Below are 21674 nucleotides of genomic sequence, written 5' to 3' on the forward strand. Positions count from 1 at the left end.
ACCATGATCGAACCCGGCATTTACAAAGACGTCATGAGCTCCTTCCCTTCCGGCGTCACGGTGGTTACCACCCTTGACCCGGACGGCGGCATCGTCGGCATTACCGCCAGTGCGTTCAGCGCGCTGTCGATCGACCCGGCGCTGGTGCTGTTCTGCCCCAACTACGCCTCCGACACCTACCCGATCCTGCGCGACAGCAAGCGCTTTGCGATTCACTTACTGTCAGCCGACCAGACCGCCGAAGCCTATGCCTTTGCCAGCAAGGGCAAGGAAAAAGCCAAAGGTATCGAGTGGCACTTGAGCGAACTGGGCAACCCGCTGCTGGCCAAGGCCACCGCGATCATCGAGTGCGAACTGTGGCGCGAATACGACGGCGGCGATCACGCGATCATCGTCGGCGCGGTGAAGAACCTGATCCTGCCCGAGCAGCCGGTCACACCGATGATCTATCACAAAGGCAAGCTGGGCCCGCTGCCCACCCTGGCCTGAGGAGTGCTGAAGCATGCGTAACGACAAATATGAGCAGGGCCTGAAGATTCGTACTCAGGTCCTGGGTGAAGCCTACGTGCAGCGCTCGATCGAGAATGCCGACGACTTTACCCGGCCGCTGCAGGAGATGGTCACCGAGTACTGCTGGGGCCACGTGTGGGGCCGGGAGGGCTTGTCGCTTAAAGAACGCAGCATGATAAACTTGGCAATGATTTCGGCCCTCAATCGGCCCCACGAACTCAAGCTGCATGTACGCGGCGCCTTGCGTAACGGGCTGAGTCGTGAACAAATACGCGAAATTTTGCTTCAAGTCGGTATTTATTGCGGGGTTCCCGCCGCCGTGGACAGCTTCCGGCTGGCCCGAGAAGCCTTCGCCGAAGCCGATGCCGAGGCCTCCAGTTAACCGTTACATTCAGAGCAGACCCCATGAAACGCGCGCCCCTCGACGACAGCTTCAAGGTCAATCACAACCCGGTCACCCTGCGCGAAATCGTGCTGGAGAAACTGCGCAGCGCCATCATGAACTTCCAACTGCTGCCCGGTGACCGCCTGGTGGAACGCGACCTGTGCGACCGCCTCGGCGTCAGCCGCACCTCGGTGCGCGAAGCCTTGCGCCATCTGGAGTCGGAAGGTCTGGTGGAGTTCGCCGATGCCAAGGGTCCGCAGGTGGCGATCATTACCCTCGCCGATGCCGTCGATATTTATGAACTGCGTTGCGTGCTTGAAGGCTTGATCGTGCAGTTATTCACCCTGCGCGCCAAGGCCAAGGACATCAAGGCCCTGGAAAAAGCCCTCGAGGAAAACCGCAAGGCCCTCAAGGAAGGCGAATTGCAGCAAGTGATCGATTCGGTGCAGGGTTTCTACGACGTGCTGCTCGAAGGCTCCGGCAACCATGTGGCCGCCACCCAGCTGCGCCAGTTGCAGGCGCGTATCAGCTACTTGCGAGCGACCTCGGTGTCCCAGGAAAACCGCCGTGGCGCCAGCAACCAGGAAATGGAACGCATGGTCCAGGCGATCAAGAGCGGTGACCCCCTCGCCGCCCACCAGGCCTGTGTCGATCACGTGCGCGCCGCCGCCGCCGTGGCCCTGGATTACCTCAAGCGTAAACAGGAAGAGACCGGCAAACTCCCCGAGATCACCCTGCCCATCGCGCTCAAAGAACCGCGCATAGGTCACTGACCATGCCCAGCCCCAGCTTTTGCCCGACATGCGGCGGCAGTGACCTCGGTCACCAGCTGCCACCGGGCGATACCCATGAGCGCCTGATGTGCCGGGGCTGCGGCTATATCCATTACATCAACCCCAAGATCATCGCTGGCTGCATCATTGAGCAGGACGGCAAATACCTGCTGTGCCAACGCGCGATTCCACCGCGCCCCGGCACCTGGACCCTGCCCGCCGGCTTCATGGAAGGTGGCGAAACCACCGAACAGGCCGCATTGCGCGAAGTCTGGGAAGAAAGCGGTGTACGCGCGGAGATCCTCTCGCCCTACTCGATCTTCAGCGTGCCCAGGATCAGCGAGGTGTACATCATCTTCCGCGCCATTGCGCTGGAGATCACCGGGGAGTTCGGGCCGGAGACCATGGACTATAAGTTCTTCGCGCCTGAGGATATTCCCTGGGACAGTATCTACTACCCGGCGATCAGGCAGATTCTCGAGCGGTATATCGAAGAGCGGCAGGCTGGGGTGTATGGCATTTATATCGGGAATGACGACAGCGGAAAAATCCACTTCATCCGCTAACCTCCAGGCCGAACCGGTTACAAATGTGGGAGCGGCGGTTCGACTTGCTCGCGAAGGCGGAGTTTCAGTCGATTCATTCGGTATCTGACATACCGCTTTCGCGAGCAAGCCCGCTCCCACATTTAAATCGGCTTACACCCGAAAAATCTAAGGTGCCAGGCCTTCCACAATAATAATCTGCGCCTGTCCCACGCCCTCTCGGTGCGCCTTCGCCGCCTGATACTCCGCCGACTCATAACAAGCCACCGCCTGCTCGTAGCTGTCGAACTCGATCACCACATTCCGCTGGCGTGCCGGCCCGCCTTCCAGCGCCTCGCTGCGCCCGCCCCTGGCCAGGAATCGTCCGCCATACAAGGCAAACGCCGCCGGCGCGCGTTGGGTGTATTGCGTGTACTGCTCTGCATCAGACACATCCACATGAGCAATCCAGTAGGCCTTCATCGTGACATCCTCTTGCTGTATTTTTGTGGTATACCATAATACATACAACCAACTGACCGAGCATCCTACATGTCCTTCAACAGCATCGAAGACATCATTGAAGACTACCGCCAGGGCAAGATGGTGCTCCTGGTGGACGACGAAGACCGAGAAAACGAAGGCGACCTGTTGCTGCCCGCAGCGTGCTGCACCGCCGAGACTATCAGCTTCATGGCCCGCGAAGCCCGTGGCCTGATCTGCCTGACTCTCACCGATGAACATTGCCAGCGCCTGGGCCTGGAACAGATGGTGCCGAGCAACGGCAGCGTGTTCAGCACGGCGTTTACCGTGTCCATCGAGGCCGCCACCGGCGTGACGACCGGCATCTCAGCCGCCGATCGCGCGCGCACCGTCGCGGCCGCAGTCGATATTAATGCCGGGCCTGCCGATATCGTGCAGCCGGGGCATATCTTCCCGTTGCGCGCTAAAGACGGCGGTGTACTGACCCGCGCCGGCCATACCGAGGCCGGTTGCGACCTGGCGCGCCTGGCCGGGCACACGCCCGCCTCAGTGATCGTAGAAGTCATGAATGACGACGGCACCATGGCGCGGCGTCCCGAACTGGAAATTTTCGCGCGCAAACACGGGATCAAGATCGGCACCATCGCCGACCTGATCCACTACCGCCTCAGCACCGAACGCACCGTGGTGCGCATCGGCGAACGCGACCTACCCACGGTGCACGGCACGTTCCGCCTGATCACCTTTGAAGACCGCATCGACGGCGGCGTGCACATGGCGATGGTGATGGGCCAGTTGCGCCGCGATGAACCTGCGCTGGTGCGCGTGCACGTGATCGACCCGCTGCGCGATCTGGTCGGCGCCGACTACAGCGGCCCGTCCAACTGGACGCTGTGGGCGGCTTTGCAACGTGTCGCCGCTGAAGGCAGCGGCGTGGTGGTGGTGCTGGCTAACCATGAGTCGTCCCAGGCGCTGCTGGAACGCGTGCCGCAACTGACCCAGGCGCCGCGCCAGTTCAACCGTTCGCAGTCGCGCATCTATTCTGAAGTGGGCACCGGGGCGCAGATCTTGCAGGACCTCGGCGTCGGCAAGCTGCGTCACCTCGGCCCGCCCCTCAAATACGCCGGGCTGACCGGCTACAACCTGGAGGTGATCGAGAGCATTCCCTTCACCGAATGACGGATAACCGGTAAGGCAAAATGCTTGCACAAAGTTTGGAATACCATAATATGATATTCCATAGACCGAACGCTTCTGCCAAGTGCGCCCGCCAGGGAGAGCACCAATAAAAGCCCTTGGCACGGTCGCCTTTTGGGGTCTCGATCAGAGGCTCCCGATGGACCTACTGCTCCCGATAGGCGGGCATTACCAAGCCCGCTCAATAACAAAACAAATGAGGGCGTGAAAATGGTGTTGAACAAACGTGCAACCGCGGTGCTGTTCGCGGGTTTATTGGCTACGGCCACTCACGCGGCCCTGGCAGCCGAAAGCGTCAATTTCGTGAGCTGGGGCGGTAGCACCCAGGATGCGCAGAAGCAGGCCTGGGCCGACCCGTTCAGCAAGGCCAGCGGCATTACCGTGGTCCAGGATGGCCCCACCGACTACGGCAAACTCAAGGCCATGGTCGAAAGCGGCAACGTGCAGTGGGACGTGGTGGATGTCGAAGCCGACTTCGCCCTGCGCGCCGCCGCCGAAGGCCTGCTCGAACCCCTCGATTTCTCGGTGATCCAGCGCGACAAGATCGACCCGCGGTTTGTCTCCGACCATGGTGTGGGCTCGTTCTTCTTCTCCTTCGTGCTCGGCTACAACGAAGGCAAGCTCGGCGCTGGCAAGCCTCAGGATTGGTCCGCGCTGTTTGACACCAAGACCTACCCTGGCAAACGCGCCCTCTACAAATGGCCAAGCCCTGGCGTGCTTGAACTGGCGCTGCTGGCCGACGGCGTAGCCGCCGACAAGCTCTACCCGCTGGACCTGGACCGCGCCTTCAAGAAACTCGACACCATCAAGAAAGACATCGTCTGGTGGGGCGGCGGCGCGCAGTCGCAACAGCTGCTGGCCTCCGGCGAAGTCAGCATGGGCCAGTTCTGGAACGGCCGCATTCACGCCCTGCAGGAAGACGGCGCGCCGGTTGGCGTGAGCTGGAAGCAGAACCTGGTGATGGCCGACATCCTCGTCGTGCCTAAAGGCAGCAAGAACAAAGCCGCCGCGATGAAATTCCTGGCCAACGCCAGCAGCGCCAAGGGCCAGGCTGACTTCTCCAACCTGACCGCCTACGCACCGGTGAATATCGACAGTGTGCAGCGCCTGGATTCGGTACTCGCGCCGAACCTGCCGACCGCCTACGTCAAGGATCAGATCACCCTCGATTTCGCCTACTGGGCCAAGAACGGCCCGGCCATTGCGACACGGTGGAATGAATGGCTAGTCAAATGAAAATGACGGCAACCACACCGACCGGGAGCGCCCTCGGCGCTGCCGGCGCGGTTTCGGCCAAGGCCGGGGCGCCGTCCCTGGCGCAGCGCTGGCGGGGGTCGAGCAACCTGATCCCGGCCCTGCTGTTCCTCGGCCTGTTCTTCCTGGCGCCGCTGATCGGCCTGTTGCTGCGCGGCGTGCTGGAGCCGGTGCCGGGCCTGGGCAACTATGAACAACTGTTCGCCAACTCGGCCTACGCCCGAGTGCTGCTCAACACGTTCTCGGTGGCGGGCCTGGTGACCTTGTTCAGCCTGCTGCTGGGCTTTCCGCTGGCCTGGGCGATCACCCTGGTGCCACGCGGCTGGGGACGCTGGATCCTCAACATCGTGCTGCTGTCGATGTGGACCAGCCTGCTCGCCCGCACCTACTCCTGGCTGGTCTTGCTGCAAGCCTCCGGGGTGATCAACAAGGCGCTGATGGCCATGGGCATCATCGATGTGCCCCTGGAGATGGTGCACAACCTCACGGGCGTAGTGATCGGCATGAGCTACATCATGATCCCGTTCATCGTGCTGCCGTTGCAGGCGACCATGCAGGCCATCGACCCGATGATCCTGCAGGCCGGCTCGATCTGCGGCGCCAGCCCGTGGACCAACTTCTTCCGCGTCTTCCTGCCGCTGTGCCGGCCGGGCTTGTTTTCCGGCGGCCTGATGGTGTTCGTGATGTCCCTCGGTTACTACGTCACCCCGGCGCTACTCGGCGGTGCGCAGAACATGATGCTGCCGGAGTTCATCATCCAGCAGGTGCAATCGTTCCTTAATTGGGGCCTGGCCAGTGCCGGCGCCGCGTTGCTGATCTTCATCACGCTGGTGCTGTTCTACTTCTACCTGAAGCTCCAGCCGGAATCCCCGGTTGGCGCCAGCAACGCGAGGTAAGCCGTCATGCTTCTGACCCCCAATGCAATGAGCCGCAGGATGCGCTTGGGCCTCTACACCACCACCGGGTTGATTGGCCTGTTCCTGCTGCTGCCGATTGTGTTTATCGTGCTGCTGTCGTTCGGTTCATCGCAATGGCTGGTGTTCCCGCCGCCCGGCTGGACGCTGAAATGGTACGGCCAGTTCTTCTCCAACGCGGATTGGATGAACGCTGCGATGGCCAGTCTCAAGGTGGCGGTGCTGACCACGATCTTCGCGGTGGCGCTGGGTTTGCCCACCGCCTTTGCCCTGGTGCGTGGCCGTTTCCCCGGCCGCGAGCTGCTCTACGGCCTGTTCACCCTGCCGATGATCGTGCCCTTGGTGATCATCGCCGTGGCGGTGTACGCGCTGTTCCTCAAGCTCGGCTACACCGGCACGATGTTCGCGTTTGTGGTCAGCCATGTGATCGTTGCGCTGCCGTTCACCATCATCTCGATCATCAACTCGCTGAAGCTGTTCGACCAGTCGATTGAAGACGCGGCGGTGATCTGCGGCGCCTCGCGCTTGCAGGCGGTGTTCAAGGTGACCTTCCCGGCGATCCGCCCGGGGATGGTGGCCGGCGCATTGTTCGCCTTTCTGGTCTCGTGGGACGAAGTGGTGCTCAGCGTGATGATGGCCAGCCCGACCCTGCAAACCCTTCCCGTAAAAATGTGGACCACCCTGCGCCAGGACCTGACGCCTGTGATCGCCGTCGCGTCGACGCTGCTGATCGGCCTGTCGGTACTGGTCATGGTGATTGCCGCCGCCGTTCGCCGGCGTACCGAAACCCGCGCCTGAGCGCCGAGGAGAAGAACATGAGTGCAGTGATCAACGATGTCGCACAGAGCCACGGCCACCCCCTGGTCAGCCTGCGCAACCTGAACAAGCACTACGGTGAATTCGCTGCCGTGGACAACATCTCGCTGGACATCCAGGACGGCGAATTCCTCACCTTCCTCGGCTCCAGCGGCTCGGGCAAAAGCACCACGCTGTCGATGCTGGCCGGCTTCGAAACGCCGAGCAGCGGCGAGATCCTGGTCAGCGGTCAATCCCTGGTCAACGTGCCGCCGCACAAGCGCGACATCGGCATGGTGTTCCAGCGTTACTCGCTGTTCCCGCATTTGTCGGTGCGCGACAACATCGCCTTCCCCCTGGCGATTCGCAAACTGGCCAGCGCAGAACGCGAAAAGCGCGTCGATGCGATGCTTAAGCTGGTGCAACTGGAAGAGTTTGCGCATCGCCGCCCTTCGCAACTGTCCGGCGGCCAGCAGCAACGGGTCGCCATCGCCCGCGCGCTGGTGTACGAGCCACGCATCCTGCTGATGGACGAACCCCTCGGCGCCCTCGACAAGAAGCTGCGTGAAGACCTGCAAGACGAACTGCGCCAACTGCACCGGCGCCTGGGCATCACCATCGTCTACGTGACCCACGACCAGGAAGAAGCCATGCGCCTGTCCCAGCGCATCGCGATTTTCAGCCACGGCAAGATCGTCGGCCTGGGCAGCGGCTTCGACCTCTACCAGAACCCGCCGAACGCGTTTGTCGCCTCGTTCCTCGGCAACTCCAACTTCCTCAAGCTCAAGGCCCAGGGCAACGCAGTGGCGTCGTTCGAAGGCCAGGCGCTGTCGATCCGCCTGACCATCGGGCTGCACACCGAGCAGGATGTGCTGTTGATGGTGCGCCCGGAAAAAGCCCTGGCGCTGAATGTCGAACAGGCCGCCGAGCAGCCGTTGGCGGCGGGCTGGAATGAAGTATCGGCGATCGTGGGTGAAGTGCTGTTCCTCGGTGAAAGCCAGACCTGCACGGTGAAAACCCTCGGTGGCACGTCGATGACGGTCAAGGCGTTGTCCGCTGCGGGCATGCCGCTCAAGGCCGGCGACCCGGTACGTGTGCGCTGGGCGACGGCGGATGCGTGTGTGTATACGGAGTGGGCCGAAAGCGACCTGAACAAGGCGGCTGGCGCGCATTGAGTCACCCTTGGGTCCCTCTTTTAAAGTTGCACGGGGCGGTTGATACACCTCGATCCAAAATGTGGGAGCAAGCCCGCTCCCACATTTTGAACTGCGTTTGCCCGTTAAAGCGTGCGTTCGAAAATCGCCCCCTCGATCCCCAGCACCTCACGGGTATCGGCATAAATCCCCACGCCTTTCTCCCACACCTGCTTGATCGACTGATCAGCACAGCGAATCCGGTAACTGAGTTCGAACGGCTCCTGACGCGACAACGCATTTTGCACCTCACGCCAGACGTAGTCGGCATCCTGCGCGAGAATCAGGCTGTTGTAGGTGAACTCATGGTTGTCCACCAGGCGCTCGGCGGGGTAGCCGGTGAGTTGCAGGCAGCCGGCGCTGACGAATTCCATAGTCCAGTCGCGGTTGTTGCGGCCGCGATAGATCAGGCCCGGCATGCTGTCGAGCAAGCTCATGCTGCTGCGCTGGCTGGCCTGCAAGGCGGTTTCGCGGCGTTTGTGGGCCGTAACGTCCCCGGCCACCAGGTAGAAGCCTTGGGGGCCGCGCTTGAGGCTGATCTCGAACCAGCGCAATTCGCCGCTGGGGTGCACAAAACGCAGGCGCTGGTTGAATGAGGTGTCGGGGCGGCGGCGCAGTTCATTCAAGGCCTGGCGCCATAGCAGGCGGTCTTCCTGGTGCACGTAGTCCATCAGGTTACGCTCCGCGCCGTGCGGGCCCATCAACGCGGCCCAGGCCAGGTTGGAGTGGGCGATCTGGCCGTTGTCGCGCAGTTGCACTAAGGCGGCGGGAAAGCAATCCATCACGTCCATGGGCGGCGGCGCAAACGCTTCGGGGCTGTCCCTCATCTAGTGGCGCTCCTCGTGTTTCATCAAGGCGCCGCTGTGCACCCAGGCCGCCAGCTCCAGGCGCGAATGCAGGCCGAGTTTCTGCAGCAGGCTGCGCACGTAGATCTTCACCGTGCCGTCGCTGATTCCCAGTTCGCGGCCGATCTGTTTATTGCTCATGCCGGCGGCGATCAGCGCCAGGGTCTGGCCTTCGCGCTCGGTGAGGTTGCCGCTGTCGATGGGGTCGCACGACGGCGACGGCTCAGCCTGGTCGGCGAGCAAGGCAATCAGGGTCGAGTCCAGTACGATCGCGCCCTTGTGACAGTTGCGCATATACGCCAGCAATGCATCCGGCTCGGTTTCCTTGAGCACATAACCGCTGGCGCCCAGGCGCAAGGCCGTGAGCAACTCGGCGCGGTCCATGGAGGCGGTGAGCACCACCACCTGGCAATCCAGGCGCAACTGGCGCAGTTCGTCCAGTACCTGCAAACCGCTGAGGCCGGGCATGTGCAAATCCAGCAGCACCTGTTGCGGCGTCAGGCTCACGGCTAGGTTGATGCCCTCGCGGCCGCTGGCCGCCTGCCCCACCACTTCGAAGTCGCCGCTGGCATCGAATAACTGCGCCAGGCCCTTGCGAAACAACGGGTGATCATCGATCAGTAATAAGGTCGTGCAGTCCATCGAGACTCCCCTGTGGCAGATCGTGATGGCGACGCAGGCCAAGGTGCACACGCACCCCGTGCGGACGGATCGCCTCTATGCTCAGCCGTGCGCCGATGCTGGCGGCGCGCTCGCGGATAATCGCCAGGCCGAAATGGTTGTGCTCGTCGCAGGCCGGGATCAAGCCGATGCCATCGTCTTCCACCGACACCGAGGCGTCGCCCTCCTGGGTCTGGCGCAGTTCGATCCGCACGTGGCGCGCGTGGGAATGCCGCACTGCGTTGGTCAGGGCCTCGCGGATGATCTGCAGGATCTGCAATTCGGTTTCCGGGCTCAGGGCGTCGTCGGCCAGGCGGTTGTCGAGTTCGAAGACAATGATGCAACGCCGCGAGAACTCCGCGACCGAATCGGCCAGGGCCTGGCGCAGCGAGCGCCCGTCCATGGTCAGGCGCGCACTGGTGATCAGCTCGCGCACCTGGCGTTGCAGTTGGCTCAGGCCGGTGCACAGGTCCTGCAGGGCCGGCTCGCCCAGTTGCGACTGCAAGCCATGGGCCTGGAACGACAGGTAGCCCAACTGCTGCGCCACCGAATCGTGCAGCTCACGGGCCAGGGCGCCGTGGCGGGAAGTCGCCTGTTTGCGCTGCTGCTCACGGTTGTGGCAGCGCAGGCGTACGGTCACGCCCACCGCCTGCGCCGCCTCTTCCAGTATCCGGCGCCAACTGGCACCGGCCCGCCGAGGGGTGTCGAGCAGCAATGCGCCCTTTTCACCCTCGGGCAAGGCGCACACCAGACGGTGCACGCCCCTTTGCCGGCAAGGTCCGCAGGCTTGGGGAGCGTCCGTCACGCTGGCGTCGCGCCAGGGGCAGCGCGCGACGGCCTGGCAGCCGTCGACCGCCCCTCGCCGCGTCGGGCCCAGGTCTTCGCCGCCGAGGATCAGGTTAAGCCTGGCAGGCGGCAGCAGTGCGTCGAAACGGTCCAGGAAACCCGACAAGGCACCGTCAGCGTGCAGGGGCAACCCGGCCAATAACCTGCGCACGCTGCGCGCCTGTTCGGGGCGTACAGGCCCCAACCAGAGCGGCCAGCCTTTTGGTCGTGTCAGCACTCTTTGATAACTCCCCGTCCGGTTGCTCTGCGTGGTCAAGAAGCCCAGCAACTTCCATGCCCCGAATGGCCGGCGCACAAGGCTTATCTCCAAAGGCATAGCCCTTTTTCCAGATTGAGAACATTTTCCCCATAGGAAAGTATCTCTCCCAACAGGAAACAAAAACGCACCGTGGAGAGCCCGCATGACGTTCACCCGCAGCCGCCCCATCGTGGTGATGCAATCCGCCACCGCCCACGCAGCGTTCATCAGCGAACTGCACATGCCCGTGTTGTTGAACGGCGAACACCCTGACTTTGCGCGGCGCCTGCAACACGCGTTGGCCAGCGCCACCGTGGGTTGCCGACTCTACCTGTTGGGCGACGAAGCCTTTATCTGGCGTGTGCACGGCGAGGCCCGCGCCGCGGGCCTGGAAGACGACGAGATCGACATGACCTGCACCACGCCGGGCCTGCGCCAAGTGTATTGCGCGCACTGCGGCCTGACCCAGGCGGCCGGGCCGGCCCCGCTGTTGAACTGCATTGGCTGCCACGTCGGGCTGGAGGTCCGCACGCATTTTTCCCGGCGCCTGGGGGCGTACCTCGGCGTGTGCATCAACCCTGACCAGCCCTACGCGGGGTTCCAGCCATGAGCGCGGCCCTCAACGTCCAAGTCAGCGCAGCACGCATGCTCACGCCCGTAGTTCGCGAATTCACCCTGACGCCCGCCACGGGCAGCCTGCCCGGCTTCTCGCCCGGCAGCCATGTGCAGGTGCACCTGCCGCTGGCCGAAGGCACGGTGCGCAACGCCTATTCACTCACCAGCGACCCGGCGTACCCCCAGCACTACCGAATCGCGGTGCGCCTGCAAGACGCCTCGCGCGGTGGCTCGCAGTACCTGCACAGGCAGGTGCAGGTCGGCGACACCTTGCAAATTTCGCCGCCGGCCAATCTGTTCGCGCCCCATGGCACCGCGCGCCTGCATATCCTCATCGCCGCCGGGATCGGGATCACGCCGTTCATGGCCTATATCGCCGCAATGGAACAACAGCAGGCCGACTTCGAACTGCATTACCTGTTCCGCCGGGGCCTCAGCGACGCCTATCTCGACGAGCTGCAACAGCGCCTCGGCCCGCGCCTGCACACCTACGACCGGCGCCCGGACCTGAACCCAATCCTCGACAACCGGCCGCTGGGCAGCCACGTCTACACCTGTGGTCCGCAGCCCTTGCTCGAGGCGGTTGAGCAACACGCCGCACGCCTCGGTTGGCCGAGTAAGCGTGTGCATTCGGAAGCCTTCAAGGGCGCACAACCCGGCCAGCCGTTCGACCTGCAGCTGCTGCGCAGCGGCCGACGACTGCGGGTCGAAGCCGAGCAAAGCCTGCTCGAAGCCTTGGAGCAGGCCGGCCTGCAAGTGCCCAACCTGTGCCGTGGCGGGGTCTGCGGGCAATGCATCACGCGCCACCAAGGCGGCGCCATCGAACACCGTGACAGCTTCCTCAGCCCGGCCGAGCAGGCCGACTTTCTGATGCCCTGCGTCTCGCGCGGCAGCGGCCCCTGCGTTTCGCTGGACCTATAGGAGTGAGTGCCATGCCTCTGCAAACGAGCCCCGTGCTGAGCTATCGCGACGATTTCAGTTTTCGCAACAGCCCGGCAGCGATCCGCCGTTTTCCCTTTCCCTTTATCGAGGACAGCTACCTGTACTCGGTGAACATCGAACCGGCCATCTCCCGCGACCCCGGCTCGATCTATGAGCACGCCTTCGACATCGACGAACACTACCGCTCGGAAATGGCCGAGCGCGCCCTGGTGCTGGACAAGGACCCGCGCCGCTACCTGGTGATGCCACACATGCAAGTGGCCGCCTGGGATGCACTGCAGATGATCATGGAGCACCTGGCTACCGACTACCCGCAGAGGTTCAGCCTGGTGCAAGACGGCGAGCGCTGGCAGTGGCGCAACCACCTGCTGGACATCGACCAGCCGTTCATCTTCGGCGATACCACCAGCCTGCCCTGCGCGCCGCTGGAGTACATCGGCCGCCAGGTGCAGGGGGATTTCGCCCTGCTCGACCAGCGCGACGGCGACCTGTACATGGACGCCGGCCTGGTCACCAGCCCGGCCGACTGGTCGTTGGCGTTCGACGCCGGCATGAGTTTCAAGCAATGGCACGCACCGGTGCCCATGGCCCATCAGATGGGTGTGTTCGAGCGGGCACTGAAGTACCTGCTCAACTTGCAGGTCGGCCAACCGGTACGGCGCTTGAACTGGACCCTGACCATCAACCCGCGCCTGGATTCGTCGCCGGAAACCTTCCATGAATGGGGCGCCGATCGCGGCCAGATCACCGCGCAAAACGTCGGGCAGCAGGTACACCTGCGGGTCGAGCTGCAAGTGATGGCGCGCCTGCCGCGCAGCCACGCGGTGATGTTCAGCATCCGTACCTACTTGATCAGCCTGGACGAGTTGGTCACGCAACCCGGCTGGGGCTGTCGCCTGCACCGTGTGCTGCGCGACCTGCCCGACCCCATCGCCGACTACAAGGGCATGACCCGCTACCGCCACACGCTGGTCGAGTGGCTGAGCCAGTTCGACCCACAGGCCTGACGCCCCCTCTTCTACGACAAGGAACCTCACATGACCCACTCATGGCGTATTTCTGCATTGGCCGAACGGCACCGCGCCCTCGGCTCGAATCTCGAAGACTGGAACGGCATGGGCACTGCCTGGACCTACAGCAGCGACCTCGCCGACCACCACCAGGCGATCCGCACCCGCGCCGGGCTGATGGACGTGTCGGGGCTGAAAAAAGTCCACTACGTGGGACCCCACGCCGAGAGCCTGTTGCAGTGGGCCACCACCCGCGACATTGCCAAGCTCTACCCCGGCAAATCGGTGTATGCCTCGATGCTCGACGAGGACGGCAAGTTCGTCGATGACTGCATCGTCTATCGCACCGGTCCGAATGCGTTCATGGTGGTGCATGGCGCTGGCACCGGGCATGAAATGCTCGTGCGCTCGGCCCAGGGCCGGCAAGTGGCGGTGCTGTTCGATGACGACCTGCACGACCTGTCGCTGCAAGGTCCTTTGGCGGTGGATTTCCTCGCCGAACACGTGCCCGGCATCCGCCAGCTGGCGTACTTCCATCACCTGCAAACCCGCCTGTTCGACCGCCCGGTGATGATCTCCCGCACCGGCTACACCGGCGAGCGCGGCTACGAGATTTTCTGCAAGGCCGCCGATGCGCCGTTCCTGTGGGACAGCATTCTTGAACAAGGGGCGAGCCTGGGGATCATCCCCTGCGCCTTCACCGCCCTGGACTGGCTGCGGGTGGAAAGCTCGCTGATGTTCTTCCCTTACGACAACTCGCAGATGTACCCCTTCGCCGACCAGAAGGCCGGCGACACCCTCTGGGAAATGGGCCTGGACTTCACCGTTTCCCCTGGCAAGCACGCCTTCCGTGGCGCCGAAGAACACCTGCGCCTGCGCGGCCAGGAGCGTTTCAAAATCACCGGCGTGCTGCTTGAGGGCGTCCGCGCCGCCGAGGCTGGCGACACCTTGTGGCAAGGCAACCAGCAAGTCGGCGTGATCACCTGCGGCATGTATTCGCGCCTGAGCAAACGCTCGATGGCCATCGCGCGCATGAGCGTCGCCTGTTCCGAACCCGGTATTGCCTTGCAGGTTCGCGGCAGCCTTGAGGCCAGCGCCAGCACCCACGCCCTGCCCTTCGACGACCCGCAAAAAACCAAGCGCACGGCCAAGGGCTGAGCCTTCCTTCACCGAATTCAGGAGCCTTCGATGGACGCCTCACGCGAACATTACATCCTCAAGATCACCTGCCCGGCGGCGTCCGGGATTGTCGCCGCGATCAGCGCGTGCCTGGCCCAACAGCAGTGCTACATCAGCGAGCTGGCGCAGTTCGACGACGAGTTCACCGGGCAGTTTTTCATGCGCGCGGTGTTCCGTTTCAACACCGGCGTGAGCGGCGACATCGGTGCCCTGCGCAACGGCCTCGGCGACCTCGCCGGTGGCTTCGACATGCACTGGCAGTTGTTCAGCTCACGCCAACCGACCCGCGTGCTGCTGATGGTCAGCAAGTTCGACCACTGCCTCACCGACCTGCTCTACCGCCACCGCAAGGGCGAGATGGACATGCACATCACCGCCGTGGTCTCCAACCACCTGGACCTGCGGGCGATGGCCGAGCGCGAAGGCATTCGTTTCATCTACCTGCCGATCACCCAGGACACCAAGGCCAGCCAGGAAGCCGAGCTGATGCGCATCGTCGAAGACACCCAGACCGACCTGGTGGTGCTCGCGCGCTACATGCAGATCCTGTCCGACGGCCTCTGCCAGCAACTGTCGGGCCGGGCGATCAATATCCACCACTCGTTCCTGCCCGGTTTCAAGGGCGCCAAGCCCTACCACCAGGCCTATGACCGAGGCGTCAAGCTGATCGGCGCCACCGCCCACTACGTCACCAGCGACTTGGATGAGGGCCCGATCATCGAGCAGGAAATCCAGCGCGTCGACCATACCCACTTGCCCGACTCGCTGGTCGCCATCGGCCGTGACACTGAAACCGTAGCCCTTTCCAAAGCCCTGAAATACCACCTGGAACACCGGGTGTTCATCAACCAGGACAAGACAGTGATCTTTCGCTGAACCCTTCAGGAGGCACGCTCATGACCCTACGTGTTGCAATCATCGGCGCCGGCCCGTGCGGCCTGGCGCAACTTCGCGCCTTCCAGTCGGCCCGCGACAAAGGCGCCGCCATCCCCGAACTGGTGTGCTTCGAGAAACAGCAGGACTGGGGCGGTATGTGGAACTACACCTGGCGCACCGGCCTCGACGAGAACGGCGAGCCGGTGCACGGCAGCATGTACCGCTACCTGTGGTCCAACGGCCCCAAGGAATGCCTGGAGTTTGCCGACTACACCTTCGAAGAGCACTTCGGCCGGCCCATCGGTTCCTACCCGCCGCGTGAAGTGCTGTGGGACTACATCAAGGGCCGCGTGGAAAAGGCCGGCGTGCGCGACTACATCCGCTTCAACAACGTGGTGCGCCAAGTCACCTTCGACGAACAGAGCCAGCGCTTCACCGTCTACGCCCACGACTACACCAGCGACACCTTGACCTGCGAAGCATTCGACTACGTGATCAACGCCTGCGGCCACTTCTCCACGCCCAAGGTGCCGTACTTCGAAGGCTTCGAACAGTTCGCCGGGCGCATCCTGCATGCCCACGATTTTCGCGAGGCGCTGGAGTTCAAGGACAAGGACCTGCTGATTATCGGCAGCAGCTATTCGGCCGAGGACATCGGCTCGCAATGCTACAAGTACGGCGCGCGCAGCATCACCAGTTGCTACCGCAGCGCGCCCATGGGCTATGCCTGGCCGGATAACTGGGAAGAAAAACCGCTGCTCCAGCGCCTGGAAAACAACCGCGCCTACTTTGTGGATGGCAGCAGCAAGCACATCGACGCGGTGATCCTGTGCACCGGCTACAAGCACCACTTCCCGTTCCTGCCGGACGAACTGAGCCTCAAGACCGACAACCGCCTGTGGCCGATGAACCTCTACAAAGGCGTGTTCTGGGAACCCAACCCCCGCCTGATCTACCTGGGCATGCAGGACCAGTGGTACTCCTTCAACATGTTCGACGCCCAGGCTTGGTATGCCCGCGATGTGATCCTCGGGCGCATACCACTGCCCGGCCACGCTGACATGGTCGCCGACAGCCAAGCGTGGCACGCACGGGAACAGGCCCTGGAAACCAACCAGCAGATGTTCGAGTACCAGGGCGCCTACATCCAGCAACTGGTGGACGCCACCGACTACCCGAGTTTCGACATCGCCGCCGTCAACGAAACCTTTCTGCACTGGAAGCACGACAAGGCGGAAAACATCATGGGCTATCGCGACAAGTCCTATCGCTCGCTGATGACCGGCACCCAGTCGCCGCCGCACCACACGCCGTGGTTGCAGGCCCTGGATGACTCGATGGCGGCCTACTTGGGAGCGCCCACGACCCCCATCAAGTCGGTCGGCTGATGATGAATGCACCGCGTGTTTCCCATCCCCGAGAGCCCGGGCTGTTTGCCCGCGCGCCGAACCTGGAACGCTACCGCGTGGCCGCCGGCGGTGTGACCCTGGTCGACTTGCAACCCGGCGACGGCCTGCAAGTGATCGACGTCGAAGGCCGGCAAACCTGCACACTGCTGGCGCTCGACGCTGGCGGTCGCAGCGCCCTGGCAAGCTGGGGGCTGAACGCGTCAACGGCTTGCCGTGTGCCTGGGCGTATCGGCCAGGCGCTCCAGCGGCGCGGCATCGACGCACAGGCATTGCCGCTGGCCGCCTCGCTATGGGACGCCGACAGCCCGCCCGGCCACAGCCGACAGTTTGTCGCCGAGGACGCGCTGCTGGTGATTGTCGCCGCACCCGCCGAGGCTACGGCCGTCGACCGGCAATACCGGCCCAGCGAGCTGCGCCTGGTAGTTACGCGGGCCAACCCGTCGCCGCTGCTGGTGCCCGCCCTGCCCGAGCCGTTGGGCGACGTGCTGGACGAATTCACCCTGCGCGCGGGTACGGCGCGCAGCTACACCGTCGCCGAGGGGCAGTACATCCAGGTGCTGGACGTGGCGGGCCGCCAGTGTTCGGACTTCGTCGCCCTCGACCGTCGCGCCCTGGATCGCGGCGTAGAGCTGGACCTGGACCAGACCGTCACACGTACGCTCAACGGCAGCGCCTACCCGGCACCGGGGCTGTTCTCGAAGTTTTTCGACCGCCATATGCAACCGATGCTGGAGGTGGTGCAAGACACAGTCGGGCGCCACGATTCATTCGCCCTGGCCTGCGCGGCGCGCTACTACGAAACCCATGGCTATTTCGGGCACGACAACTGCAGCGACAACCTCAGCCGCGTCCTTGCGCCCCATGGCGTGCAGGCGCGCAACGGCTGGCCGGCGATCAATTTCTTCTTCAACACCGGCATCGATGCGCACCAGCAGATGACCCTGGATGAACCCTGGTCGCGGCCCGGCGATTACGTGCTGCTGCGGGCAATGACTGACCTGCTGTGCGGCAGTACCTCGTGCCCGGATGACATTGACCCGGCCAACGGCTGGAACCCGACCGATATCCATGTCCGCATCTACAGCGAGAAGGAGCGTTTTTCCATCGCCATGAGCACTCGAACCACGGCGGATGCCGACCCGATCCTCACCCGTGAGTCCGCGTTCCACTCACGCACCCGCGCCCTCACCGGCAGCTTCACCGACTACCGCAATTGGTGGCTGCCGCTGCGCTACGACGGTTACGGCGTGACTGAGGAATACCTCGGTTGCCGCGAACGGGTGGCGGTGATGGACCTGACCGCCCTGCGCAAATTCGAAATCATCGGCCCCGACGCAGAAGCCCTGTTGCAGTACTGCCTGACCCGCGACGTACGGCGCCTGGCGGTGGGCCAGGTGGTGTATTCGGCGATGTGTCACGCCCACGGCGGCATGCTCGACGACGGCACCCTGCTGCGCCTGGGCCCGGACAACTTCCGCTGGATCTGCGGCGAAGACTACGCCGGCGTGTGGTTGCGCGAGCAGGCACAGAAACTGGGCATGAAGGTGTGGGTCAAGTCGGCCAGTGAGCACATTCACAACCTGGCGGTGCAAGGGCCGCTGAGTCGCGAGCTGCTCAAGCAGATGGTCTGGACGCCGCCCACGCAACCGAGTGTGGAGACCCTCGGCTGGTTTCGCTTCCTGGTCGGTCGGCTGGACGGTTTCGACGGCTGCCCGTTGATGATTTCGCGCACCGGCTACACCGGCGAACTGGGCTTTGAGGTGTGGTGCCAGCCCGAAGACGCCGTACAGGTCTGGGACCGCATCTGGCAACTCGGCCAACCCTTGGGCCTGGTGCCCCTGGGCCTGGAAGCGCTGGACCTGCTGCGCATCGAAGCCGGGCTGATTTTCGCCGGCTACGAGTTCAGCGACCAGACCGATCCGTTCGAGGCCGGTATCGGTTTCAGCGTGCCGCTCAAGAGCAAGACGGATGACTTTATCGGTCGCGACGCCCTGCTACGGCGCAGCGCCCACCCCAGCCACAAACTGGTCGGCCTGCACCTGAGCGGCAATGAGGTCGCCCACCACGGCGACCCGGTGTACCAGGGCCGCGCCCAGGTCGGGGTAATCACCAGTGCCTGCCGCTCACCGCTGCTGGCCAGCAATATCGCGCTGTGCCGGGTCGACGTGAGCTGCGCCGAGCCCGGCACTGAACTTGAGATCGGCAAAGTCGATGGCCTGCAGAAGCGCATCAGCGCCACGGTCAGCGCCGCGATTTTCTACGACCCGGACAAAAGCCGGGTGCGCAGCTGATCGTCCCGAAACGGGAGTGCCAGCGCATTTTGACTGCCCCAACCTAACCGCTATTCAGACATGGGAATACGAAGATGGAAGCGACGACGTTCGAGGCTGTACCGCAGGCTGCCGGCTCGGTGGGCAGCCTGCACCGCAAGATCGATTGGCGCGGGGCATTCTGGGTCGCCAGTGGCGTACCCGCGCTGGTGCTGTTCTCCATCGGTGCGATTGCCGCCACGGTGGGCAAACCGGCGTGGATCGTGTGGATCGTGTCGATCCTGTTCGGGTTTATCCAGGCCTTCACCTACGCCGAGATCGCGGGGCTGTTCCCGCACAAATCCGGCGGCGCCTCGGTGTACGGCGCGGTGGCGTGGGTGCGCTACAGCAAGCTGATCGCCCCGGTGTCGGTGTGGTGCAACTGGCTGGCTTGGTCACCGGTGCTGTCCATCGGTTCGGGGCTGGCGGCGGGGTATATCCTCACGGCGCTGTTTCCCGCCGATGCGTTGATCAACACCTGGCAACTGACCCTGCTGGACCTGGGCTGGGTGAAAAGCGGTCTGTCGTTGCGCATCAACGCGACGTTCGGTATTGGCCTGCTGATTCTGCTCACGGTGTTTGCCGTGCAGCATGGCGGCATCCTGCGCTCGGCGCGCCTGACCTTGGTGCTCGGCGTGACCTCGCTGATTCCGCTGCTGCTGGTGGGCGTGGTGCCGTTGTTCACCGGGGATGCGACCCAGGCCAACTTCCTGCCGCTGTTCCCCTTGGCCCATGACGCAGCCGGGCAAGTCATCGATGGGCCATGGGATATGTCCGGCTGGTCATTGATGGCCGGCGGGCTGTTCATGGCGGCGTGGTCCACCTACGGGTTTGAAACGGCGGTGTGCTACACCCGCGAATTCAAGGACCCCAAGCGCGACACCTTCAAGGCGATCTTCTACGCCGGCCTGCTGTGCATCCTGGTGTTCACCCTGGTGCCGCTGGCGTTTCAAGGCAGCCTCGGGCTGGGGCAACTGGTGACGCCAGCGGTGCTCGATGGCAGCGGCGCAGTCGTCACGCCCGCGGTGTACAGCGGCCTGCTTTCGCCGGCGATCTACAGCGGCATGGGCGTTGGCCAGGTGATGGCCGACAGCATTGGCGGCGGCAAGGTGGTGGCCAATATCGTATTGATCATGCTGGTGCTGGCGACGTTGCTGGCGATCATGACCTCGATGTCCGGCTCGTCGCGAACGTTGTACCAGGCGTCGGTGGACGGTTGGCTGCCCAAGTACCTGGGGCGCACCAACGAACATGGCGCGCCGACGGCGGCGATGTGGACCGACCTGTCGTTCAACCTGCTGCTGTTGCTAATGTCGGACTATGTATTCGTGCTTGCGGCTTCAAACGTCAGCTACATCATCTTCAACTTCCTCAACCTCAATGCCGGCTGGATCCACCGCCTGGACCGTCCCGACTGGGTGCGCCCGTACAAAGCCCCCACCGTGCTGCTGGCGGCCGGCGGCGTGCTGAGTTTCGTCAACCTGGCCTGCATGGGCCTGGGCGCGGACATCTGGGGCGCGGGCACGCTGGTCACCGGTTTGTTGCTGGCGCTGCTGATCCTGCCGGTGTTCTGCTACCGCCACTATGTGCAGGACAAGGGCCGCTTCCCCGCCGCCATGCTCACGGACCTGTATATCCAGGCCGATGACGGGCAACGCCGCGCCGGCTGGCTGCCCTATGCCACGCTGGTCGCCGGTGTGCTGGTGGTGTATGCCTGCCATCAACTGGTAGCCTGAGCCTTCTGGCCTGCCTATGGCTGAGGGATTCTTATCCCTCAGCGCCTTGATTCCCCCAGACAACGGTGACGCTTTTGACCAGTTCTCTCCCCACGCTTGCCCGCGATATTGACGGCAAGGCCATCTCTGCCCTGGTGCTCGACGAGGTTCGCGAAGAGGTCCTGCTGCTTGCCTCACAGCAGATCTACCCGGCCCTGGCAGTATTGCTGGTGGGCGACGACCCGGCCAGCCACGTCTACGTGCGCAATAAACTGCTGCAGGCCAAGGACGTCGGGATTCGCTCCCTGGAATACCGGCTGCCGGAGGATGCCAGCCAGTCGCAGGTGCTGGACCTGCTTGCCCAGTTGAATGCCGACACATCGGTCAACGGCATCCTGGTGCAATTGCCGCTGCCGGCGCAGATCGACGAAGCGGCGGTGATCCACGCGATCGACCCGATCAAGGATGTGGATGGCTTCCACCGCGAAAACGTCGGCGGCCTGGTGCAAGGCATCGAGGTGCTCACGCCCTGCACACCCAGCGGCTGCATGCGCCTGCTGCACGAAACCTGCGGCGACTTGAGCGGCTTGCACGCGGTAGTGATCGGTCGTTCGAACATTGTCGGCAAACCCATGGCGACCTTGCTGCTGCAGGCCAACTGCTCGGTCAGCGTGGTGCATTCGCGCAGCGTCGATGCACCGGCGTTGTGCCGCTTGGCCGACATCGTCGTCGCCGCCGTGGGCCGACCGCAGTTGATCGATGCCCGTTGGCTCAAGCCTGGCGCGGTGGTGATCGACGTGGGGATCAACCGCATCACGACCGAGACCGGTACGCGGTTGGTGGGGGATGTGGATTACGCCAGCGCACGCACCGTGGCCAGCGCAATCACGCCGGTGCCTGGCGGTGTGGGGCCGATGACGATTGCCTACTTGCTGAAGAACACGCTGGTGGCTGCGCAGTTGCAGCGCGCCGCCTTGCCCCAGGTACTGGCGGCAGTCTGAG

Annotated in this window: 22 protein-coding genes; 18 read left to right on the forward strand and 4 right to left on the reverse strand. The window is 63.6% G+C overall.

The window, feature by feature from the left end; translation table 11 throughout:
* The first annotated feature begins 3 nt into the window (after positions 1-3).
* The 4 genes from JBO08_RS22800 to JBO08_RS22815 are packed head-to-tail and all read left to right on the forward strand — an operon-like array spanning position 4 to position 2234.
* Positions 4-489, forward strand: coding sequence for a flavin reductase family protein (locus JBO08_RS22800; protein WP_010567340.1), 486 nt, complete (start codon positions 4-6; stop codon positions 487-489).
* Between the two features lie 13 nt (positions 490-502).
* Entirely contained in the window at positions 503-892 is a 390-nt protein-coding gene (locus tag JBO08_RS22805; protein ID WP_065876282.1) for a carboxymuconolactone decarboxylase family protein, read from the forward strand.
* Between the two features lie 23 nt (positions 893-915).
* Positions 916-1668 (forward strand): GntR family transcriptional regulator, encoded by a 753-nt coding sequence (locus tag JBO08_RS22810; RefSeq protein ID WP_049708916.1) that lies wholly within the window; start codon positions 916-918, stop codon positions 1666-1668.
* Positions 1669-1670: 2 nt separating this feature from the next.
* Entirely contained in the window at positions 1671-2234 is a 564-nt protein-coding gene (locus JBO08_RS22815) for an NUDIX hydrolase (RefSeq protein ID WP_065876283.1), read from the forward strand.
* Positions 2235-2381: 147 nt separating this feature from the next.
* Here the strand turns inward: JBO08_RS22815 and JBO08_RS22820 are convergent, their stop codons facing one another.
* Positions 2382-2675, reverse strand: coding sequence for a DUF1330 domain-containing protein (locus JBO08_RS22820; protein ID WP_065876284.1), 294 nt, complete (start codon positions 2673-2675; stop codon positions 2382-2384).
* 69 nt (positions 2676-2744) lie between these two features.
* On the opposite strand from JBO08_RS22820, the gene ribBA reads away from it, so the two are divergent.
* The 5 genes from ribBA (at position 2745) to JBO08_RS22845 (ending at position 8010) form a co-directional block, all read left to right on the forward strand.
* Complete coding sequence (gene ribBA / locus JBO08_RS22825) at positions 2745-3854, forward strand: bifunctional 3,4-dihydroxy-2-butanone-4-phosphate synthase/GTP cyclohydrolase II (RefSeq protein WP_065876285.1); 1110 nt, start codon at positions 2745-2747, stop codon at positions 3852-3854.
* A 228-nt stretch (positions 3855-4082) separates the two neighbouring features.
* Positions 4083-5108, forward strand: coding sequence for an ABC transporter substrate-binding protein (locus JBO08_RS22830; RefSeq protein ID WP_065876286.1), 1026 nt, complete (start codon positions 4083-4085; stop codon positions 5106-5108).
* Positions 5105-6022, forward strand: a complete 918-nt coding sequence (locus JBO08_RS22835) for an ABC transporter permease (RefSeq protein WP_064052598.1) — start codon at positions 5105-5107, stop codon at positions 6020-6022. The genes JBO08_RS22830 and JBO08_RS22835 overlap by 4 nt, the downstream gene beginning before the upstream one ends.
* Positions 6023-6028: 6 nt before the next feature.
* Positions 6029-6838: an ABC transporter permease gene (locus JBO08_RS22840; protein ID WP_065871982.1), complete on the forward strand. Its 810-nt coding sequence runs from the start codon at positions 6029-6031 to the stop codon at positions 6836-6838.
* Positions 6839-6855: 17 nt separating this feature from the next.
* Positions 6856-8010, forward strand: a complete 1155-nt coding sequence (locus tag JBO08_RS22845) for an ABC transporter ATP-binding protein (protein WP_220074978.1) — start codon at positions 6856-6858, stop codon at positions 8008-8010.
* Between the two features lie 104 nt (positions 8011-8114).
* Here JBO08_RS22845 and JBO08_RS22850 read toward each other — a convergent pair whose 3' ends face one another.
* The 3 genes from JBO08_RS22850 to JBO08_RS22860 are packed head-to-tail and all read right to left on the reverse strand — an operon-like array spanning position 8115 to position 10530.
* The gene (locus JBO08_RS22850) at positions 8115-8855 is read right to left on the reverse strand and encodes a PAS domain-containing protein (protein ID WP_220074977.1); all 741 of its coding nucleotides are present in this window, start codon (positions 8853-8855) and stop codon (positions 8115-8117) included.
* A complete protein-coding gene (locus JBO08_RS22855; protein WP_046035758.1) occupies positions 8856-9515 on the reverse strand; it encodes a response regulator in 660 nt (219 codons plus the stop codon).
* Positions 9484-10530 carry an ATP-binding protein gene (locus JBO08_RS22860; protein ID WP_046035770.1) on the reverse strand — a complete coding sequence of 349 codons (1047 nt, stop codon included), beginning with the start codon at positions 10528-10530 and terminating at the stop codon, positions 9484-9486. The genes JBO08_RS22855 and JBO08_RS22860 overlap by 32 nt, the downstream gene beginning before the upstream one ends.
* 250 nt (positions 10531-10780) lie before the next feature.
* On the opposite strand from JBO08_RS22860, the gene JBO08_RS22865 reads away from it, so the two are divergent.
* The 9 genes from JBO08_RS22865 to JBO08_RS22905 all read left to right on the forward strand — a co-directional run bounded on the left by JBO08_RS22865 (position 10781) and on the right by JBO08_RS22905 (position 21673).
* The gene (locus JBO08_RS22865) at positions 10781-11227 is read left to right on the forward strand and encodes a dimethylamine monooxygenase subunit DmmA family protein (protein ID WP_065881092.1); all 447 of its coding nucleotides are present in this window, start codon (positions 10781-10783) and stop codon (positions 11225-11227) included.
* Entirely contained in the window at positions 11224-12153 is a 930-nt protein-coding gene (locus JBO08_RS22870) for a PDR/VanB family oxidoreductase (RefSeq protein WP_220074976.1), read from the forward strand. The genes JBO08_RS22865 and JBO08_RS22870 overlap by 4 nt, the downstream gene beginning before the upstream one ends.
* 11 nt (positions 12154-12164) lie before the next feature.
* Positions 12165-13181, forward strand: a complete 1017-nt coding sequence (locus JBO08_RS22875) for a DUF3445 domain-containing protein (RefSeq protein ID WP_220074975.1) — start codon at positions 12165-12167, stop codon at positions 13179-13181.
* 30 nt (positions 13182-13211) lie between these two features.
* Positions 13212-14342: an aminomethyltransferase family protein gene (locus JBO08_RS22880; RefSeq protein ID WP_065872249.1), complete on the forward strand. Its 1131-nt coding sequence runs from the start codon at positions 13212-13214 to the stop codon at positions 14340-14342.
* A 30-nt stretch (positions 14343-14372) separates the two neighbouring features.
* A complete protein-coding gene (purU, locus tag JBO08_RS22885; protein WP_065872252.1) occupies positions 14373-15239 on the forward strand; it encodes a formyltetrahydrofolate deformylase in 867 nt (288 codons plus the stop codon).
* Between the two features lie 20 nt (positions 15240-15259).
* Positions 15260-16627: an NAD(P)-binding domain-containing protein gene (locus JBO08_RS22890; protein ID WP_065945927.1), complete on the forward strand. Its 1368-nt coding sequence runs from the start codon at positions 15260-15262 to the stop codon at positions 16625-16627.
* Between the two features lie 2 nt (positions 16628-16629).
* Positions 16630-18939, forward strand: a complete 2310-nt coding sequence (locus JBO08_RS22895) for a DUF1989 domain-containing protein (RefSeq protein ID WP_220075004.1) — start codon at positions 16630-16632, stop codon at positions 18937-18939.
* Positions 18940-19013: 74 nt separating this feature from the next.
* A complete protein-coding gene (locus tag JBO08_RS22900) occupies positions 19014-20693 on the forward strand; it encodes an APC family permease (RefSeq protein WP_065872257.1) in 1680 nt (559 codons plus the stop codon).
* Positions 20694-20767: 74 nt separating this feature from the next.
* Positions 20768-21673, forward strand: a complete 906-nt coding sequence (locus tag JBO08_RS22905) for a bifunctional 5,10-methylenetetrahydrofolate dehydrogenase/5,10-methenyltetrahydrofolate cyclohydrolase (protein WP_065872259.1) — start codon at positions 20768-20770, stop codon at positions 21671-21673.
* Position 21674: the final 1 nt, after the last annotated feature.

Source organism: Pseudomonas sp. LAP_36 (assembly GCF_019456785.1).
Classification (GTDB): domain Bacteria; phylum Pseudomonadota; class Gammaproteobacteria; order Pseudomonadales; family Pseudomonadaceae; genus Aquipseudomonas; species Aquipseudomonas tritici.